This is a genomic window from Pseudomonas sp. F01002 (assembly GCF_004402115.1).
Classification (GTDB): domain Bacteria; phylum Pseudomonadota; class Gammaproteobacteria; order Pseudomonadales; family Pseudomonadaceae; genus Aquipseudomonas; species Aquipseudomonas frigoris.
In genome coordinates this window covers 375,105-391,615 of sequence record NZ_SOPU01000023.1, presented here as the reverse complement: position 1 = coordinate 391,615, position 16,511 = coordinate 375,105, and the positions used below count along the sequence as shown (strand labels likewise).

13 protein-coding genes are annotated in these 16,511 nt (G+C 59.2%); 3 read left to right on the top strand and 10 right to left on the bottom strand.

The window, feature by feature from the left end; translation table 11 throughout:
- Nucleotides 1-487: 487 nt before the first annotated feature.
- From lldD to E3W21_RS20895, 3 genes are all read right to left on the bottom strand, one after another.
- Nucleotides 488-1,630 carry an FMN-dependent L-lactate dehydrogenase LldD gene (gene lldD, locus E3W21_RS20905; RefSeq protein ID WP_056741692.1) on the bottom strand — a complete coding sequence of 381 codons (1,143 nt, stop codon included), beginning with the start codon at nt 1,628-1,630 and terminating at the stop codon, nt 488-490.
- A gap of 101 nt (nt 1,631-1,731) precedes the next feature.
- A complete protein-coding gene (locus E3W21_RS20900; protein WP_134421698.1) occupies nt 1,732-3,354 on the bottom strand; it encodes an MFS transporter in 1,623 nt (540 codons plus the stop codon).
- Nucleotides 3,355-3,554: 200 nt separating this feature from the next.
- The gene (locus tag E3W21_RS20895) at nt 3,555-5,201 is read right to left on the bottom strand and encodes a GMC family oxidoreductase (RefSeq protein ID WP_134421697.1); all 1,647 of its coding nucleotides are present in this window, start codon (nt 5,199-5,201) and stop codon (nt 3,555-3,557) included.
- A 121-nt stretch (nt 5,202-5,322) separates the two neighbouring features.
- On the opposite strand from E3W21_RS20895, the gene E3W21_RS20890 reads away from it, so the two are divergent.
- Complete coding sequence (locus E3W21_RS20890) at nt 5,323-6,219, top strand: LysR family transcriptional regulator (RefSeq protein ID WP_129444899.1); 897 nt, start codon at nt 5,323-5,325, stop codon at nt 6,217-6,219.
- Between the two features lie 89 nt (nt 6,220-6,308).
- On the opposite strand, the gene E3W21_RS20885 is transcribed toward E3W21_RS20890, so the two are convergent.
- Nucleotides 6,309-7,403, bottom strand: a complete 1,095-nt coding sequence (locus E3W21_RS20885; RefSeq protein ID WP_134421696.1) for a DNA alkylation repair protein — start codon at nt 7,401-7,403, stop codon at nt 6,309-6,311.
- A 161-nt stretch (nt 7,404-7,564) separates the two neighbouring features.
- Nucleotides 7,565-9,373 carry a monovalent cation:proton antiporter-2 (CPA2) family protein gene (locus E3W21_RS20880; RefSeq protein WP_134421695.1) on the bottom strand — a complete coding sequence of 603 codons (1,809 nt, stop codon included), beginning with the start codon at nt 9,371-9,373 and terminating at the stop codon, nt 7,565-7,567.
- Nucleotides 9,374-9,591: 218 nt separating this feature from the next.
- Here E3W21_RS20880 and E3W21_RS20875 point away from each other — a divergent pair, with 218 nt between their 5' ends.
- Entirely contained in the window at nt 9,592-10,497 is a 906-nt protein-coding gene (locus E3W21_RS20875) for a LysR family transcriptional regulator (RefSeq protein WP_134421694.1), read from the top strand.
- Here the strand turns inward: E3W21_RS20875 and E3W21_RS20870 are convergent.
- Both E3W21_RS20870 and E3W21_RS20865 read right to left on the bottom strand, forming a co-directional pair.
- Nucleotides 10,487-11,263, bottom strand: a complete 777-nt coding sequence (locus E3W21_RS20870) for a substrate-binding domain-containing protein (protein WP_134421693.1) — start codon at nt 11,261-11,263, stop codon at nt 10,487-10,489. The genes E3W21_RS20875 and E3W21_RS20870 overlap by 11 nt on opposite strands.
- A 12-nt stretch (nt 11,264-11,275) precedes the next feature.
- Entirely contained in the window at nt 11,276-12,589 is a 1,314-nt protein-coding gene (locus E3W21_RS20865) for an MFS transporter (protein ID WP_134421692.1), read from the bottom strand.
- A 210-nt stretch (nt 12,590-12,799) separates the two neighbouring features.
- Here E3W21_RS20865 and E3W21_RS20860 point away from each other — a divergent pair, with 210 nt between their 5' ends.
- On the top strand, nt 12,800-13,108 hold the full coding sequence (locus E3W21_RS20860) for an RcnB family protein (protein ID WP_134421691.1): 309 nt from the start codon (nt 12,800-12,802) through the stop codon (nt 13,106-13,108).
- Nucleotides 13,109-13,120: 12 nt separating this feature from the next.
- Here the strand turns inward: E3W21_RS20860 and E3W21_RS20855 are convergent, their stop codons facing one another.
- The 3 genes from E3W21_RS20855 to E3W21_RS20845 all read right to left on the bottom strand — a co-directional run bounded on the left by E3W21_RS20855 (nt 13,121) and on the right by E3W21_RS20845 (nt 16,429).
- Entirely contained in the window at nt 13,121-14,194 is a 1,074-nt protein-coding gene (locus E3W21_RS20855; protein WP_129444892.1) for a sensor domain-containing diguanylate cyclase, read from the bottom strand.
- 244 nt (nt 14,195-14,438) lie between these two features.
- A complete protein-coding gene (locus tag E3W21_RS20850; RefSeq protein WP_129444891.1) occupies nt 14,439-15,770 on the bottom strand; it encodes an ATP-binding protein in 1,332 nt (443 codons plus the stop codon).
- Complete coding sequence (locus E3W21_RS20845; protein ID WP_129444890.1) at nt 15,767-16,429, bottom strand: response regulator; 663 nt, start codon at nt 16,427-16,429, stop codon at nt 15,767-15,769. The genes E3W21_RS20850 and E3W21_RS20845 overlap by 4 nt, the downstream gene beginning before the upstream one ends.
- Between the last annotated feature and the right edge of the window lie 82 nt (nt 16,430-16,511).

Below are 16,511 nucleotides of genomic sequence, written 5' to 3'. Positions count from 1 at the left end.
GACCGGTTGGGTCTACCTCGACTCTGCTGACCTCAACTTCTCGAACCGCCCGGTGCGGACCCGCATGCCGGGTGGTGTGGCAGGGGCACGGCCAGATGGCCGTCCCCTATGCCGATGGAAAAGCCCCAAGTAACCAAAGGCTCTTGCCCCTTTCGTTCGGCCCTTCGCCTAGGCTCAGGGTGCCCTCGTTCCGGTCCTGCTCCGTGGGCCCGCCGCCATCGGCCATCCATGGCCGGGGGCGGCTAACCCGGTATCCATGCCGGGTTGCCCACTGCGCAGAACCTCCACTCGGCCTCTCGAGGGGGCGTGCACCGCAAAAGCCAAAGCGAGGCGGCCTACCGGCCGGCCTGTTTTCTCAACGCCTGCGCGTATTGATCGTTCCCTCGCTCTGCGTGGGAATGCCGCCGGGGACGCTCCGCGTTCCGTTGTCGACACACGACTCGAGCCCTGCGCAGGGGCGGGGCGTTTTTAAGAGCAGGTGTTCAGCTCATCGAACAGCATCCACCAGCGTGGATTCATCAATCTGACTAATAGAGGTCACCCCGGTCAAGGTCATGGCGACGCGCATTTCCTTGGCGAAGATATCCAGCATATTCTCCACCCCGCGTTGACCATCGGCGGCCAGTGCATAAGCCATGGAACGCCCCAGCAATACGCCTTTTGCGCCCAGCGCCAACATCCGTACGACATCAAGCCCCGAGCGGATTCCCGAGTCGACCAGCACCGTCAAATCATTACCGATGGCTTGCATGATGGGCGGCAATGCCTTGGTGGTGGAGAGCACGCCGTCCAGCTGTCTCCCGCCGTGGTTCGACACGACAATGCCATCCGCGCCAAAGCTGACCGCGTCTCTGGCATCCTGAGGATCGAGAATGCCTTTGATGATCATCGGGCCTTTCCAGAACTCACGAATCCACTCCAGATCGCTCCAGCTGATCGAAGGGTCGAAGTTGTTGGCCAACCAGCCCATGTAGTCTTCGAGGGTTACGGCTTTGCCAAGGTACTTCGAGATATTGCCCAGATCGTGTGGACGCCCCATGACGCCGACGTTGAATGCCCAGTCGGGTTTGGTCATGGCCTGAAGCATTCGCCGCGATGATGCAAAAGGGCCTGACATGCCCGAGTGTGCGTCCCTGTATCGGGCGCCGGGCGTGGGCATGTCCACGGTAAACACCAGGTTTTTCACACCGGCGGCCTTCGCCCGCTCCAGTGCATTTTTCATGAAGCCTCTGTCCTTCAACACATACAGCTGAAACCAGATGGACTGTTGGCTTTGTGCCGAGACCTCTTCGATCGAGCATACCGAAACCGTTGATAGGCACAGTGGAATGCCTTTGTTTTCCGCCGCTTTAACCGCCTGCACTTCACCACGGCGGGCGAACATGCCCGTCAGGCCGACCGGGGCCAATATGATCGGCATTGAAAGCGGTTGGTCGAAGAGGGTGGTTTCAAGGCTCAGGGTTTCGACGTTTTTCAGAATGCGCTGACGCAGGCTGATGCCCGTCAGATCAGCGCTATTGGCCCTCAGCGTGTGCTCTGCATAAGCCCCGCCATCAATGTAATCAAACAAAAAACGCGGGAGTTTGCGACGTGCTGCCTCGCGATAGTCAGATGCGGATGAAATGATCATGGTGCCTCGGTCTGGTGAGTGGCGGGGCGATGGTTGCGTCGAGCGTCGGGTCAGATTAACGAAAACGCCCCGCATTGCGGGGCGTTTTTTTGCCCGTGCTGTCAGTTGGTATCCAGATCCACGTTCTTGGTCTCACGCAAACAGATCATCCCGACGACCAGGCTCACCCCGGTAATCAGCACCGGGTACCACAGCCCGTAGAAGATGTCCCCGGTGTACACCACCAAGGCAAACGACACTGTCGGCAGGAAACCACCGAACCAACCGTTACCAATGTGGTAAGGCAGGGACATCGAGGTGTAGCGGATGCGGGTCGGGAACAGTTCGACCATCAATGCTGCCAGCGGGCCGTAGCACATGGCGGAAATGATGATCAGCGCGACGATCAGCGCCACGATCATCGGTTTGTTGATCAACTGAGTGTCGGCTTTTGACGGATACCCAGCCAGGGTCACGGCGCCACGCAAGGCCGCCTCATCGAAACCATCGAGTTTCACTTCCCCGACGCTCACCTGCACGGCACTGCCGGCCGGTGCAGCTTCGCTGATGTAAGGCAGGCCCTGTTTCACCAGGAAGGTTTTGACCTTGTCGCAAGGGCTGTCAAATTTCGCCTTGCCCACTGGGTCGAACTGGAAGGTGCAGGTGGCCGGGTCAGCCAGCACGGTGATCGGTGCCTGACGGCTGGCCAGGTCGATGGCCGGGTTGGCGTAGTGGGCGATGGACTTGAAGATCGGGAAGTACAGTGCAGTCGCCAGCAGCAGGCCGATCATCAGTACCGGTTTGCGCCCGACTTTATCCGACAGCCAGCCGAAGAAAATAAAGAACGGTGCACCGATGATCACGCTGACGATCAACAGACTGTTGGCGAGCGCCGGGTCCATTTTCAGGAACTGAGTGAGGAAGAACAGCACGTAGAACTGCGCGGCGTAGAAGGTCACGGCTTGCCCGGCGTTGATGCTGAACAGGGCAATCAGGACGACTTTAAGGTTTTCCCATTTGCCGAAGGAATCGCGCAGTGGCGACTTGCAGAGCTTGCCTTCTTCTTTCATTTTCACGAACGCTGGCGACTCGTGCAGGCTCATGCGAATCCAGGTCGAGATGCCCAGCAAAATGATCGAAAACAGGAACGGAATCCGCCAGCCCCAGACTTCGAACTGGTCACCGGTGAAGTAACGGCAACCGAGCACCACCAGCAGCGACAGCAGCAAGCCGAGGGTCGCGGTGGACTGAATCCAGCTGGTGTGGAAGCCGCGTTTACCCATCGGCGCGTGTTCCGCGACATAGGTCGCAGCGCCGCCGTATTCACCGCCCAGGGCCAGGCCCTGAAGCATGCGCAGCAGCACGAGGATGATCGGCGCGGCAATGCCGATGCTCGAGTAGGTCGGCAGCAGCCCGACGCAGAAGGTCGCCAGGCCCATGAGGATGATGGTCGCAAGGAACGTGTATTTACGCCCGATCATGTCCCCCAACCGGCCGAACACCAAGGCGCCGAACGGCCGCACGATGAAGCCGGCAGCGAAGGCCATCAGCGCAAAGATGAACGCCGTGGTGTCGTTGACCCCGGCGAAAAACTGTTTGCTGATCACCGCCGCGAGGGCGCCATAGAGGAAAAAGTCGTACCACTCGAAGACCGTCCCGAGCGACGAGGCGAAGATGACTTTTTGGGTTTCCTTGCTGGTGCCCGCGCTGCGCACGGCTTCCAGAGGCTGAACATGTTCTGACATATCGGTATCCCTCACAGTGATTGTTTTTTTTGTTCCACTGTCGGCGCCGGCCTTATGGGCTGGCGTCGCTACTGTCGATGTATCGGGTGTACTGGCTCCCTGTAGGAGCTGGCGCAGCCTGCGATCTTTTGATCTTGATCTTCCAGCGCCTTCAAAGACGCCAAAAGATCGCAGGCTGCGCCAGCTCCTACCGGTGTGATTCAGGCGTTGGTGGTCAGTTCCTTCTGCGCGGCGATGCTCCTTGTGTTGGGGTTAAGGATCAACTGTGCTGCCTTTTCGGCAATCATCAGCGTAGGCGAACAGGTGTTGCCCGAGGTGATGCGCGGCATGATCGAGGCGTCGGCGATGCGCAGGCCTGGGATGCCGTGAACGCGCAGCTCGGCATCGACCACCGCGTCCGCGTCGTTGCCCATGCGGCAGGTGCCGACCGGATGGAAGATGGTGGTGCCGATGCGGGCGGCGGCTTCGTGCAGTTGTTCTTCACTCTGCAAGCTGTCGCCGGGCAAGTACTCCACCGGTTTGAATGCTTGCAGGGCCGGTGCCGCGACGATGCGCCGGGTGAGGCGAATGGCATCCGCTGCCACCCGCAAGTCCTCCGGATGGCTCAAGTAATTGGGCTGAATCAGTGGTGCTTCCTGCGGATCGGTGGAGCGAATCTCGACGCGGCCACGGCTTTGCGGGCGCAGATCGCACACCGACGCCGTGAAGGCCGGGAAGGCATGCAATGGCTCACCAAAACGCTCCAGCGACAGCGGCTGAACGTGATACTCGAGATTCGCCGATGTCTGCTCCGGTCCCGAACGGGCGAAGGCTCCGAGTTGGCTCGGCGCCATGGACAACGGACCGCTGCGGTCATACAGGTAACGCAGGCCCATGCCCATCTTGCCCCACAGGCTGCCGGCAATCTGGTTAAGGGTGCGGGCGTTTTCCAGTTTATAGATCAGGCGCAGTTGCAGGTGATCCTGCAGATTGGCGCCCACGCCGGGCAGTTCATGGGCAACGCCGATCCCCAATCGTTGCAGCAGCGGGCGAGGGCCGATCCCGGAACGTTGCAGGATGCTTGGTGAGCCGACGGATCCGGCGCACAGCACGATTTCCTTGCGCGCCTTGAAGGTTTTCGCCTGCCCCTGCCAACGCGCGTTGACCGCTGACGCACGGCCGTTTTCCAGCAGCACGCGGTCGACTTCGACGTTGGTCAGCACGGTGAGATTGGGGCGGTTGCGGATCGGTTTGAGAAACGCTTTGGCAGCGTTCCAGCGAATACCGGCCTTCTGGTTGACCTGGAAGTAGCCGCAGCCTTCGTTGTCGCCCTGGTTGAAGTCATCAATGCTGGCGATGCCGCTTTGCTCGGCGGCGCTGCGGAAGGCATCGAGAATCGGCCACGACAGCCGCTGACGTTCGATCCGCCATTCCCCGGCGGCACCGTGAAATTCGGAGTCGCCGGCAAAATGGTTTTCGCTCTTTTTGAACAACGGCAGCACGTCGTTCCAGCTCCAGCCGGGATTGCCCTGGGCCGCCCAGCCGTCGTAGTCGCCGGCTTGGCCGCGCATGTAGATCATGCCGTTGATCGAGGAACAGCCACCGAGCACCTTGCCACGCGGGTAACTCAAGGCGCGACCTTGCAGGCCGGGTTGCGCTTCGGTCTTGAAGCACCAGTCGGTGCGCGGGTTGCCGATGCAGAACAGGTAACCCACGGGGATGTGAATCCACGCATAGTTATCGCGGCCGCCGGCTTCGAGCAGCAACACCCGATTCTGTGGGTCGGCCGACAACCGATTGGCCAACAAACAACCGGCTGGGCCGGCCCCGACCACGATGTAGTCGTATTCATCCAGGGAAGTCTGCATCCGTGACCTCATGTTGTTGTTCTTGTTGTCGGTCATCCTAGTTGTTAGCTTTCGTCAAAAGAATGTTAGTTTTTGCGCAGCCGCTGTGCGTTTTTAAACAGCCCTACCTCAAGGATGGTTCATGTTCGACTGGAATGACCTGCGGTTTTTTCTCGAGTTGCAGCGCAGCGGGCGTTTGCTCACCGCTGCCCGCCGTTTGAACACTACCCACGCCACCGTGGCCCGGCACATCGAGGCCATCGAAAAGAGCCTCGGCACCGCGTTGTTTGTTCAGCATGCGCAGGGTTATGAGCTGACCCCGGCCGGCGAAGCGTTGCTCAAACATGCCGAAGCCATGGAAAACGTCGCGTTGCTGGCGCAGGAAGAAATCACTCAGTCCACGGCGCCGCTGGGCAAGATCCGAGTCGGCGTGACTGAAGGGTTGGGCATCATGTTCCTCGCCAGCCGCATGAACGGGCTGTTCGAACGTTATCCGGGGCTGGAAGTGGAACTGGTGGCGGTGCCGCGCTTTGTCAGCATTCTCAATCGCGAGGCCGAGATCAGCATCCACCTGGAACGCCCGGCCGCCGACATGCTGGTCACCCGCAAACTGACTGACTATCGATTGGCGCTGTACGCCAGCCAGGAGTATCTGGATCGTTCGCCACCGCTGCGCAGCCGCGAAGACCTCGGTCGCCACGCTTGGATTGGCTATGTCGATGACTTGCTGTTCAGCCAGGAGTTGATGTTCCTCAATAGCTTCTGTCGCAATCCGCAGGTGGTGTTTCACAGCACCAGCGTCATCGCCCAGCAACAGGCCGCGCGTTCCGGGTTGGGGATCGCCGTGCTGCCTTGTTACATGGCCAGCGCCGATCCCGGCCTGGTCCCGTTGCTGCCGGATGAGAGCATTCAGCGCAGCTATTGGATCAGCACGCGGCGCGAGCTGCACAAATCCGTGCGGTTGCGGGTGTTGTGGGATTACGTGGTGCAGCTTTGTGAGAGCGAGCAGGATTTATTGCTGGGCCCCAATCCCCTGTAGGAGCAGAGCTTGCTCGCGATGGCGTCAGGTCTGACACACCGCGTTTTCGTTCATCACGAGCAAGCTTTGCTCCTACAGGGGGGCGTGTTTCAAGGGAGGATTTCGAATGCGGTACTGGCCAGGCGCTCCCCATTCACCAGTACGTGTACGGCGTGTTTGCCCACGTAGTGTTTGCGGGTGGTGAGTTCCTTGATCTGCTGGCTACGGGCAATGGTCTCGGTCGCCTTGCCGGGAAGCGTCAGCACCTTGAGCTTGAACACCTTCGCCGACGTGCTGCCGTTGGCTTTTACGTAATCGATGGCGTAGTCGATCACCAGTCGCTGACTGTCCTGGACCGTGGATTTCACGGCGAAGGACAGGGTGATTTTTTCACCCAGGCGAATCACCGCCGGTTCCACCTTCACATCAATGATCTCGACCTCAGGCTTGCGGCCCGCGCCAATGATCGCCAGCGCGCGTTGATTGCCCTGTTTGATCAGGCTGCGCAGGGCGTGTTTGGCGATCCATGCGGTGTGTTTGTTGTCCAGCGACCAGCCTTCGATCAGGCCCAGCACCCACTCGGGATGATCCTTGGTGATGTCGTTGAGGTGGTTGGCCACGGACTTGCGCACGTAGAGGCTGTTATCGGCCTTGAGGTTATCGAGGATCGCCGCCGCGAATGTTGGGTCAGCCTGAATCTGTTCCAGTCGAAACGACCACGGCAGGCGCGGTCGGCTGCCTTCGCTTGCCAGGCGGCGGACGTGTTCGTTTTCGTCCAGGGACCACTCGTGCATGACCGCCAGTGAGCGTTCGATGTCGCTGCGCAGGAAATGGCGGATTGCGAACTCCGAGGAGCCGAAGGTGGTGAAGTACTTGAGGGCGTCCATGGACTGTTCGAAGGCATGCGCGCCGTACGTCGCGACGTAATGAGGTAATGAAATGCTGACGAAGCCGCTGTTCAAGCGCGGAGCGAGGGCGCGCAGCACCTCCAGCGTTTCTTCATAGCTCAACGGCAGGACCGCGTGCAGGCACTCGCTGACCCGGGCCATGCGCTGCATGATCGATAACTCGGCAAGCCCGTCGTTGGTCAGCTTCAGGAAGGCCTTGGCGTTGAACGCGGGGTAGACCGCGGTCATCTCGGTGGCGATGTGTTTGAGGCGTTCGGCGTTGAAGATTTCTTTTAGGGCGGGGGGTTGGTCAGCCATAGTGAGTTCCTTGGAAATTCTGGTTTGCCTGAAATACCGCGTTATCGTTCTTCGCGAGCAAGCCCGCTCCCACACTTGATCTCAGTCGTACACACATTCTGTGTTCACTAAAGAACTAATGTGGGAGCGGGCTTGCCCGCGATGAGGCCCTAACAGTCGCCTCAACGCTTACCTGATTCTTCTTCCAACTGATCCGCCTCAAACAACCTCGCCAGTTCTGCCCGGGCTTCCTGCGCCGTCTGCAATACCTTCGTCGCATCGTCATAAATCGCATGCTGGGCTTCCAGCACCTGCTCGTCGTGATGCTTGAAGCGTTTGATCCGCGCATCGGCCTGGGCCTGGGTCAGCCCCAGGCCGACCAGGGTGCGCCGGCTCATTTCCAGACTCGAATAATAGGTTTCGCGAATGGCCTCGGCGCCAAGGTCCACCAAGCGATGCACATGCTGACGGTTACGCGCCCGGGCAATGATTTTGATGTGCGGGTAGAGTTTGTGCACCAACTCGGCGGTCTTGATGTTGGTGTCCGGGTCGTCGGTGGCGATGACAAAGTATTCCGCTTGCTCGACCTTGGCCGCGCTGAGGATCTCCGGGCGCATCGGGTCGCCGTAGAACACCGGCACACCGCCGAAGCTGCGCGACAGTTCGATGGTTTCCACCGAGGTGTCGAGGGCGACGAACTTGATGTTTTGCGCGCGCAAAATCCGCGCAACGATCTGCCCCATACGGCCCATGCCGGCGATCACCACGCGCGGCGTGTCGGTATGGATCTCGCGGAATTTCTCCGGCACAACCACCGGTTGAACCTTGGGGCTGACCAGTCGTGCGCACACCAGCAACAGCAGCGGCGTCACCGCCATGGACAAGGTGATGGTCAGCACCAGCAAGTCGTACAGGCGCGGCTCGAACAGTCCCTGGTCGCGGCCGATCTTGAACACTACAAACGCAAATTCACCACCGGCCGCCAGCACGATGCCGAGGCGAATGGCACTGACCTTGCCCAAGCCACCGGCCAGCCGACCGACAGCAAACAGCAGCGGCAATTTGATTGCGATCAGCAATAAGGTCAGACCCAGCACCGTGATCGGCGCACTCAGTAGCAGACTCAAATTGGCGCCCATGCCGACACTGATGAAAAACAGCCCCAGCAGCAATCCCTTGAACGGTTCGATTTGCGCTTCCAGTTCGTGGCGGTATTCGGAGTCCGCCAGCAGCAACCCGGCAAGAAACGCCCCCAGCGCCATGGACACGCCGACCAGGTCCATCAGCCACGCCGTACCGATCACCACCAGCAACGCGGTGGCGGTGGAGACTTCCGGCAAACCGGTCTTGGCCACCACCCGGAACACTGGGCGCAGCAGATACCGTCCACCAATCACCACCACCGCGATGCTGCCCAGCACGCGCAAGCCGTGATTGAGGCCTTCGCCAGCGCTGCTGGTGTGATCGCCGCCCGCCAGCAACGGCACCATGGCGATCAACGGGATAGCGGCGATGTCCTGGAACAGCAGAATCGCGAACGCCAACCGTCCGTGGGGGCTGGTCAGTTCCTTGCGCTCGGCCAGGCTTTGCAAACCGAACGCCGTGGACGACAGCGCCAGGCCCAAGCCCAGCACGATCGCGCTGTTCAACGGTTGGCCGAACACGAACAACGCCAGTACACCAATCACCGACCCGGTCAGCAGCACCTGCGCCAGGCCGACGCCGAACACCGATTTGCGCATCACCCACAAACGTCGCGGCGACAGCTCAAGACCAATGATGAACAGCAGCAACACCACCCCGAGTTCGGAAATGTGGCTGACGCTTTGCGGATTGCCGATCAAGCCCAGCACCGACGGGCCGATGATCACGCCGGCAAACAGATAACCCAGCACCGCCCCCAGTTGCAGACGCTTGGCCAAGGGAACGGTGAGCACCGCTGCGAACAGAAACACGACAGCGGCTTGCAACAGGTTGCCTTCATGGGGCATGGCTTACTCCAGAACTCGGTACGGCGGGGGCGACAAGAATAAAGGGTGATGCTTCATGCGTCAGCCATGACATACAACGATGTTGCCTGACCCACCGCTATCGCGAGCAAGCTCGCGATAGCTGCCTTGCAGTCGACATAGATTTAGTTACATGTCGCATCAATTGGTTACATTCATAGGATAAGCTGATCAATCTGTCCCGTTCCCGAGTGCGCGCCATGGCCATCCACTTCGACCTTAACGACTTGCAAGCCTTTCGCGCCGTGGTGGAGCAGGGCAGCTTTCGCAAGGCGGCTGACACGGTGCGTATTTCCCAACCGGCGCTGAGCCGGCGCATTGAAAAGCTCGAAGACGCCCTCGGTGTGAGGTTGTTCGAGCGCACCACTCGCAAGGTCAGCCTGACCCAGGCCGGACGCGGTTTTATGCCGAGCGTCGAGCGTCTGTTGGACGACCTGGACGTGGCGCTATTGGGCATCAGCGAAGTCGCCTCGACTCGCCTCGGCCACGTCACCGTCGCCTGCGTACCTTCAGCGGCTTATTACTTCATGCCGCGAGTGATCGCCCACTACCACCGGCAGTTTCCACGGATCAAGGTCAAGGTCCTCGACTCCAGCGCCCACGAAGTGCTGAGTGCGGTGGTCAACGGCGAGGCGGATTTCGGCCTGAGTTTCATGGGCACCCTGGAGGCGGAAGTAGAGTTCGAGCCGCTGGTACAGGAAGGTTATGTGGTGGCGTGCCGGCGCGATCATCCGTTGGCCGGGCGCAGTAGCGTGACGTGGGATGAGTTTTATCAGCAGGACTACATCTCGCTGGATAAGACGTCGGGCAATCGCTTTCTGCTGGATCAGGCGCTCACGGGCATCGTGCCGCAGCGGTCGAGCATCTGCGAAACCCGGCATGTGACGACGATGATCGGTTTGGTCGAAGCGGGGTTGGGCGTGGCAGCGGTGCCCTTGATGGCGATGCCGGCGGCGGATCACCCGATCCTGACACGGGTGCCGCTGACCGATCCGCAGGTAATGCGCAGTGTCGGTTTGATCAAGCGCCGGGGTCGCACATTGACCCCGGCGGCGTTGGAACTGGAACGGCTGGTGGTGGAAATGAAAGTCCAGGTCAGCGACTGACCGAGTCCAGCCCGGTGGCTTTGACATCCGGCTGAGCGGCGGTGGAGGCCAGGTAATCCAGCAATGCCTTGGCTTGCGCCGGGTGTTGCGCACCGACCGGGATGCCGGCGGCGAAACGCGTGACCGACTGCACCGACTCTGGAATCTTCGCCACGAAACTCACGCCCGGCACCGGCAGCAACTCGCTGACCTGCTGAAAACCCAGTTGATAGTCTCCGGTGGCAACCACCGAGCCCACCGGGATTTTCGGGACCATCGTCGACTTGGGCTTGAGCTGGTCTTCGATGCCCAGCCGTTTGAACAATTGTTCCTCGATGTACACCCCACTGGCGCTGTCGGAATAGGCCACGGACTTTGCGTCGAGCAAGGTCTTTTTCAGGCCGTCGACAGAGCTGATGTCCGGTTTCGGCGCGCCTTCACGTACCACCAGACCGATCCGCGAGTCAGCCAGCTCTACCCGTGAGGCGGGATCGACTTTGCCTTGCTTGATCAGGTCATCGAGGGCGTAGCCGACCATGATCACCACGTCGGCTTTTTCACCGCGAGCCAGGCGATTGGGGATCGCTTCCGGCGCCTTGCCCATCGAAGGGCCGAGGGCTGTGTCCAGTGTGTTGCCCGTGGAGGCGGCGAATTTCGGGCCGAGGATTTTATAGGCGGCGGTGAAACCGCCGGAGGTCATCACGCGGATCTCTTCGGCCTGGGCGACGGTGCTCAGACCCAGGCTGACCAGCAAAGTCAGGGCCGCAAAATTGAATAGCTTTTTCATGGTCATGTGCTCTCAAAGGGTTCGGGACATCGCCGGTTGCAAGCGACCGGTCGAACGGCGATAGAGATACAGCGTCGCGCACAACGCACAGAACGCGGCAAAACTCATCCAGTAGCCGGGCGCAGCCTTGTCGCCGGTGTACTGGATTAGGAAGGTCGATATCGCCGGCGTAAAACCACCGAACACCGCCGTGGCCAGGCTGTAAGCCAGGGAGAACCCGGCGACCCGCACTTCGATCGGCATGATTTCCGTCAGCGCTGCAATCATCGCGCCGTTGTACAACCCGTAAATGAATGACAACCACAGCAGCACCAACAGCATGTTGATGAAGCTCGGCGCCTGCACCAGATACGTCAGCGCCGGATACGCCGTGGCCAAGGTCAGCAGGGCCATGGCAATCAGCACCGGGCGACGGCCGATGCGATCCGACAGTGCACCGCCAATCGGCAGCCAGAAGAAGTTCGAAACGCCCACCAGCAAAGTCACCAGCAGCGCATCAGATGTACTCAGGTGCAGCACGGTTTTGCCAAAGGTCGGTGCGTAAACGGTGATCAGGTAAAACGCGGTGGTGGTCAGGGCGACCATCATCATCCCGGCGAACACGATCACCCAGTTCTGCGCCAACGTGCGGAACACATCGCCCATGCTCGGACGGTGTTTGCGGGCGGCGAATTCTTCGGTTTCCTCAAGGTTGCGACGCAGGAAAAAAATGAACGGCACGATCATGCAGCCAACGAAAAACGGAATCCGCCAGCCCCAGTCGGCAATCATCGCCGGCGCCATCCATTGGTTCAGGCCATAGCCCAACGCTGCCGCGACAATGATCGCCACTTGCTGGCTGGCCGACTGCCAACTGGTGAAGAAGCCTTTGTTGCCGGGCGTGGCGATTTCCGAGAGATACACCGAGACGCCACCCATTTCTGCGCCGGCCGAGAAGCCTTGCAACAAGCGGCCGATCAAGACGATGGCCGGGGCGAACAGCCCGATGGTTTCGTAACCGGGCACCAGCACAATCAAAATCGTGCCGCTGGCCATGATCGACAGGGTGACGATCAACCCTTTGCGCCGGCCCACATCATCGATGTAGGCACCCAGCACCACGGCGCCCAACGGTCGCATCAGGAAGCCTGCGCCGAACACCGCGAAGGTCATCATCAGCGAGGCGAACTCGCTGCTGGCCGGGAAGAACACGGCAGCAATCTGCGTGGCGTAAAAGCCGAAAAGGAAGAAGTCGAATTGTTCGAGGAAGTTGCCCGAGGTGACCCGGAAAATCGCACTGGCCCGGGAGCGACCGGAAGTCGCGGGCCGTTGGGTTGATGCTGTCATAGACGTGTACTCCACCGCTTTTATGACGTGCACCGCCTGGACGCGGCGCACGGTTCTTATTGGGGCGGATAGTGGAGCAGGGTGATCGATAAGTTAATTGCATTGTTGGCATGCATTGATGTTTGAAACGGATCAATGTAGCCCGTAAGGAATGATTCGCTGCATGTGCAGTCGGAGTCTGGTACCGCGACATCACAGGAGGATCACCCCATGAACAGCAAATCCCTCATCGCCGCCTTGGCCATTGCCGCCGGCGTTGCCGGTATCAGTCCCATTGTTCAAGCCGATGACCCACCGCAAAAAACCGTCCAGCCGGGGGTTAACAATTCCCGCCAACTGGTGATGGGTGATCGTGCCCCCGACGTTTACCAGCGCAGTGAAAAAGCCCTGACCAACTGGAAGCAGAAAGGCCTGAAAGCCCCGAAAAGCCAGGCGCAGTGGGTGCAGATCAATGACAAGTACATGATGGTGATGATTACCAACGGGACGATTGTGGATATCACGCCAGTGGAGCGTTAAACCGTCGAAGGGCTATTCGCTGTGAGCGCGTACGGGGCTTTCAGTGCCCAACCGATACTGATTATTCCCACTGCGCTTCGCCTCATACATCGCCAGATCCGCAATATGGATCAACCGGTCCATGCTCGGCGCATGGTCCGGGAACACCGCGACCCCCAGGCTGGTGCCGATGTGTCGTTGATCATTACCGATGGTCACCGGTGGCGACAGTTCGACGAAGATTTTCTGGCAGATGCTGCGGGCTTCGTCTTGCAGGCTGTTGCCCTGGGGCAGGCCTTGAAGGATGACCACGAATTCGTCGCCACCGATCCGGGCGACGGTATCGGTTGAACGCAGGATTTTCTTCAGGCGGGTGGCGGTGGTGATCAGTACCCGGTCGCCGGCGGCATGGCCGTAATGGTCGTTGATTGCCTTGAAGCCGTTGAGGTCGACAAACACCAGCGCAACCCTCGTGGCGCTGATGCGCGCCTGTTCCAGCGCCTCGGACAGACGCTCCTCGAGCACCAGACGATTGGGCAGACCGGTCAGCGGGTCGAAGTGGGCCAAGTGTTGCAGGTAGCTGGCGGAGGCTTTTTCCTCGGTGATATCGCGTACCACGCCCATCATCTTGATCGTTGCATCGTGGTCGTTCTTGACCACATTGCCGGTTTCCCGAAGCCAGCGGATCGTGCCGTCGGGCCAGACCACCCGATATTCCTCGTCATGGTTGTCGCCGGTTTCCAGGCAACGCAATTCCCCGGCCCGGACCTTGGCCCGGTCGTCCGGGTGAACACATGAGCAAAACAGTGCGTAGGAGGGCGTTACTTCGTCGATCTTGAAGCCAAACATGCCGTAGATCGCGTCCGACCAGTAGAGCTTGTCGGTGTCGACATCCCAGTCCCACGTGCCGATACGGGCGAAGTACTGGCTGCGCTTGAAGCGTTCGGCGTCACCGTCCTGACGGATGTTTTGTCCGTCAGTCAGGCTGGTGATCAGCACGCGATACTCGGCCAGCTGCTTTTGCAGCGAGCGTTCGCGGCAGATCAACGCGACGATCAGAGCAAGCATCAGTGAACCGATGGTTGCGCTGGTCCAGACGAAATTCATTCAGGGGTTGCCATCATGGCGTATTGATCCGTGGGGTTAGGTGTTGCATATCTTAGTTCACGGTCAATGCCAGAAACAGATCGAATCGGTTGCCAATTGGGCGCATTTCTGGGAAAACGGCGCCCATTACGCCTATTTGATAATTGCATTGACTTGACCACCCGATTGCATTCGCACTGACCACAAATAGCTGAGGAGTTATCTCATCGCACTGAGCCTTTTAGAGAGTGCTTTTCTACTCTGCCTATTTTCCCGATATAGACGGAAAAATGATCTGTACCCGCAGTCCCAAGCCATTTGCTCCGATATCGAGTAACACTTGAGCTCCGTGTTGCTCTGCAATCGCTTTAACAATTGAAAGCCCCAGACCGCTACCAGAGCCGCTTTGATTGTTGCCTCGATAGAATCGCTCAAGCACCCGCTCACGCTCCGACGCATTTATTCCTGGGCCGTTGTCGCACACCTCAAGCACGACCCCTTGGTCGGTATCGCGCACTGCCAAGTCAATCTTTGCGTGGGCCCCCGCGTAACGAATGGCGTTGTCGATCAGGTTATTGAGCAGGATACGCAGCGTTTCAGGATCCCCCGAAATGCTGGATGCGGCATGCTCGCTCAGCCCCAGATCGATGCCTGAGGCTTCAGCCCTGCGAACCTGATCAGTGATCACCGACTTGCATAGAGTGGACAGTTCGATGTTCTGCATGACTGGCGACTGCACATCAGGCTCCAGGCGCGCCAAGGTCAATAGCTGTTGTGTCAAGTGAGTAAGGCGCGTGACACCCGCCTGTACCTCAGACAGCGATACCTGTCGGTCTTCTTCCTGAGTGGCCCGCTGTGCCAACTCCACTTGAATGCTGAGTGCTGCCACTGGGGTGCGTAGCTCGTGCGCTGCATCAGCGATGAAGTATTTTTGCATGGTGAAAGCGTTTGCCAGCCGTTCCAGCAAATCGTTGAGGGCATCGACCAGAGGTTTGACTTCTCCAGGCAACTCTTTCGAAGCGATAGGCTGCAGGCTATTCACGTTGCGCTCCGACAGTTCTGTCGCCACTGTTCGCAGTGGTTTTAGCCCGTAGCTGATACCAAACCACAAGAACAGAGCTAACAAGGGAATCATTGATACCACTGGCCACAATAGGTGCACGGCTAAACCCGCGAGCTTTTCCCAACGCCTATTTTGAGCTTGAGCCACCCGGAAAACCTTATCACCGCGCTGGCTCACGAACGTGTGCCAAGTTTGATCCCCGACCTGAACATCACTCAGTCCAGTTTGCTGCGGTGGAGGGAGTAAGAGCGCGGAGTCGGTCGTAAAGTTCAAAACCCCTGCGCTCCAAACCTGAAGCAGCACTTCGTCAGCATTATCATCACGCAATGCACTGGGTTTATTGCCTGTATCCGTCAGTACAACACGCTCACCAGGATCCACATTGATGTGTTCTGCGAGGTAACGCATTTGGTCGTTGAGCAGATCATCCAGTTCAAGGACAGCCCCCCAATAGGTGCCGATACTTGCCAGCAGTCCAGCCAGAAAAGTGGCTGGTAGCAGCCATAACAGTAGACGCCGACGGAGCGAACTCATGCGTCCTCTCCAATGTGATATCCGACACCTCGAACAGTACGGATGACCTCGGCCCCGAGTTTTTTGCGAAGATTATGGATGTGAACTTCCACGGCATTGCTGCCCACTTCATCTCCCCAACCGTACAGGCGATCCTCTAACTGCTCGCGGGATATCACCGCATCCGGCTCCTTCATCAGCTCGTGCAGCAACGCATATTCTTTGGCCGACAGGCTGACAGGCTCGTTGCGTAACCACAGCAGGTGTCGTACCGGATCAAGTCGCAACGGGCCACCCCGAAGCTCCGTCTGCACACGCCCGGATTGACGGCGGCTGACGGCGCGAATGCGTGCAACCAATTCCTCGATGGCAAACGGTTTAACCAGGTAATCGTCAGCACCATGATCAAGGCCAGCAATCCGATCTGGTAGCGAGTCGCGGGCGGTGATTATGATTACCGGTAAGCTCTCATCGTGTTGACGCAGAACCGTGAGCACCTCCATGCCATCCTGGCGCGGAAGTCCCAGGTCGAGTAGAAGCAACGCATATGGGTTGGTTTCCAAAGCGAGGACGGCAGCCTTGCCGTCCGTGACCCAATCCACTGTGTACCCTCCCTGGCGCAGCCCTTTTTGCAAGCCGCTGCCGATCATCGGGTCATCTTCTGCAAGTAATATTCGCATAGCCTGATCCCTCTTCTCACATCAGTCAGCGCTTCACTGGAGTACCACACAGTGTGCCGAAGTCTTGACTCCGCGCATATCG

What these genes read in the sequence shown, in the direction of transcription:
- lldD (WP_056741692.1), bottom strand. Translation starts at nt 1,630, where the DNA reads ATGATCATTTCATCCGCATCTGACTATCGCGAGGCAGCACGTCGCAAA.
- E3W21_RS20900 (WP_134421698.1), bottom strand. Translation starts at nt 3,354, where the DNA reads ATGTCAGAACATGTTCAGCCTCTGGAAGCCGTGCGCAGCGCGGGCACC.
- E3W21_RS20895 (WP_134421697.1), bottom strand. Translation starts at nt 5,201, where the DNA reads ATGCAGACTTCCCTGGATGAATACGACTACATCGTGGTCGGGGCCGGC.
- E3W21_RS20890 (WP_129444899.1), top strand. Translation starts at nt 5,323, where the DNA reads ATGTTCGACTGGAATGACCTGCGGTTTTTTCTCGAGTTGCAGCGCAGC.
- E3W21_RS20885 (WP_134421696.1), bottom strand. Translation starts at nt 7,403, where the DNA reads ATGGCTGACCAACCCCCCGCCCTAAAAGAAATCTTCAACGCCGAACGC.
- E3W21_RS20880 (WP_134421695.1), bottom strand. Translation starts at nt 9,373, where the DNA reads ATGCCCCATGAAGGCAACCTGTTGCAAGCCGCTGTCGTGTTTCTGTTC.
- E3W21_RS20875 (WP_134421694.1), top strand. Translation starts at nt 9,592, where the DNA reads ATGGCCATCCACTTCGACCTTAACGACTTGCAAGCCTTTCGCGCCGTG.
- E3W21_RS20870 (WP_134421693.1), bottom strand. Translation starts at nt 11,263, where the DNA reads ATGAAAAAGCTATTCAATTTTGCGGCCCTGACTTTGCTGGTCAGCCTG.
- E3W21_RS20865 (WP_134421692.1), bottom strand. Translation starts at nt 12,589, where the DNA reads ATGACAGCATCAACCCAACGGCCCGCGACTTCCGGTCGCTCCCGGGCC.
- E3W21_RS20860 (WP_134421691.1), top strand. Translation starts at nt 12,800, where the DNA reads ATGAACAGCAAATCCCTCATCGCCGCCTTGGCCATTGCCGCCGGCGTT.
- E3W21_RS20855 (WP_129444892.1), bottom strand. Translation starts at nt 14,194, where the DNA reads ATGAATTTCGTCTGGACCAGCGCAACCATCGGTTCACTGATGCTTGCT.
- E3W21_RS20850 (WP_129444891.1), bottom strand. Translation starts at nt 15,770, where the DNA reads ATGAGTTCGCTCCGTCGGCGTCTACTGTTATGGCTGCTACCAGCCACT.
- E3W21_RS20845 (WP_129444890.1), bottom strand. Translation starts at nt 16,429, where the DNA reads ATGCGAATATTACTTGCAGAAGATGACCCGATGATCGGCAGCGGCTTG.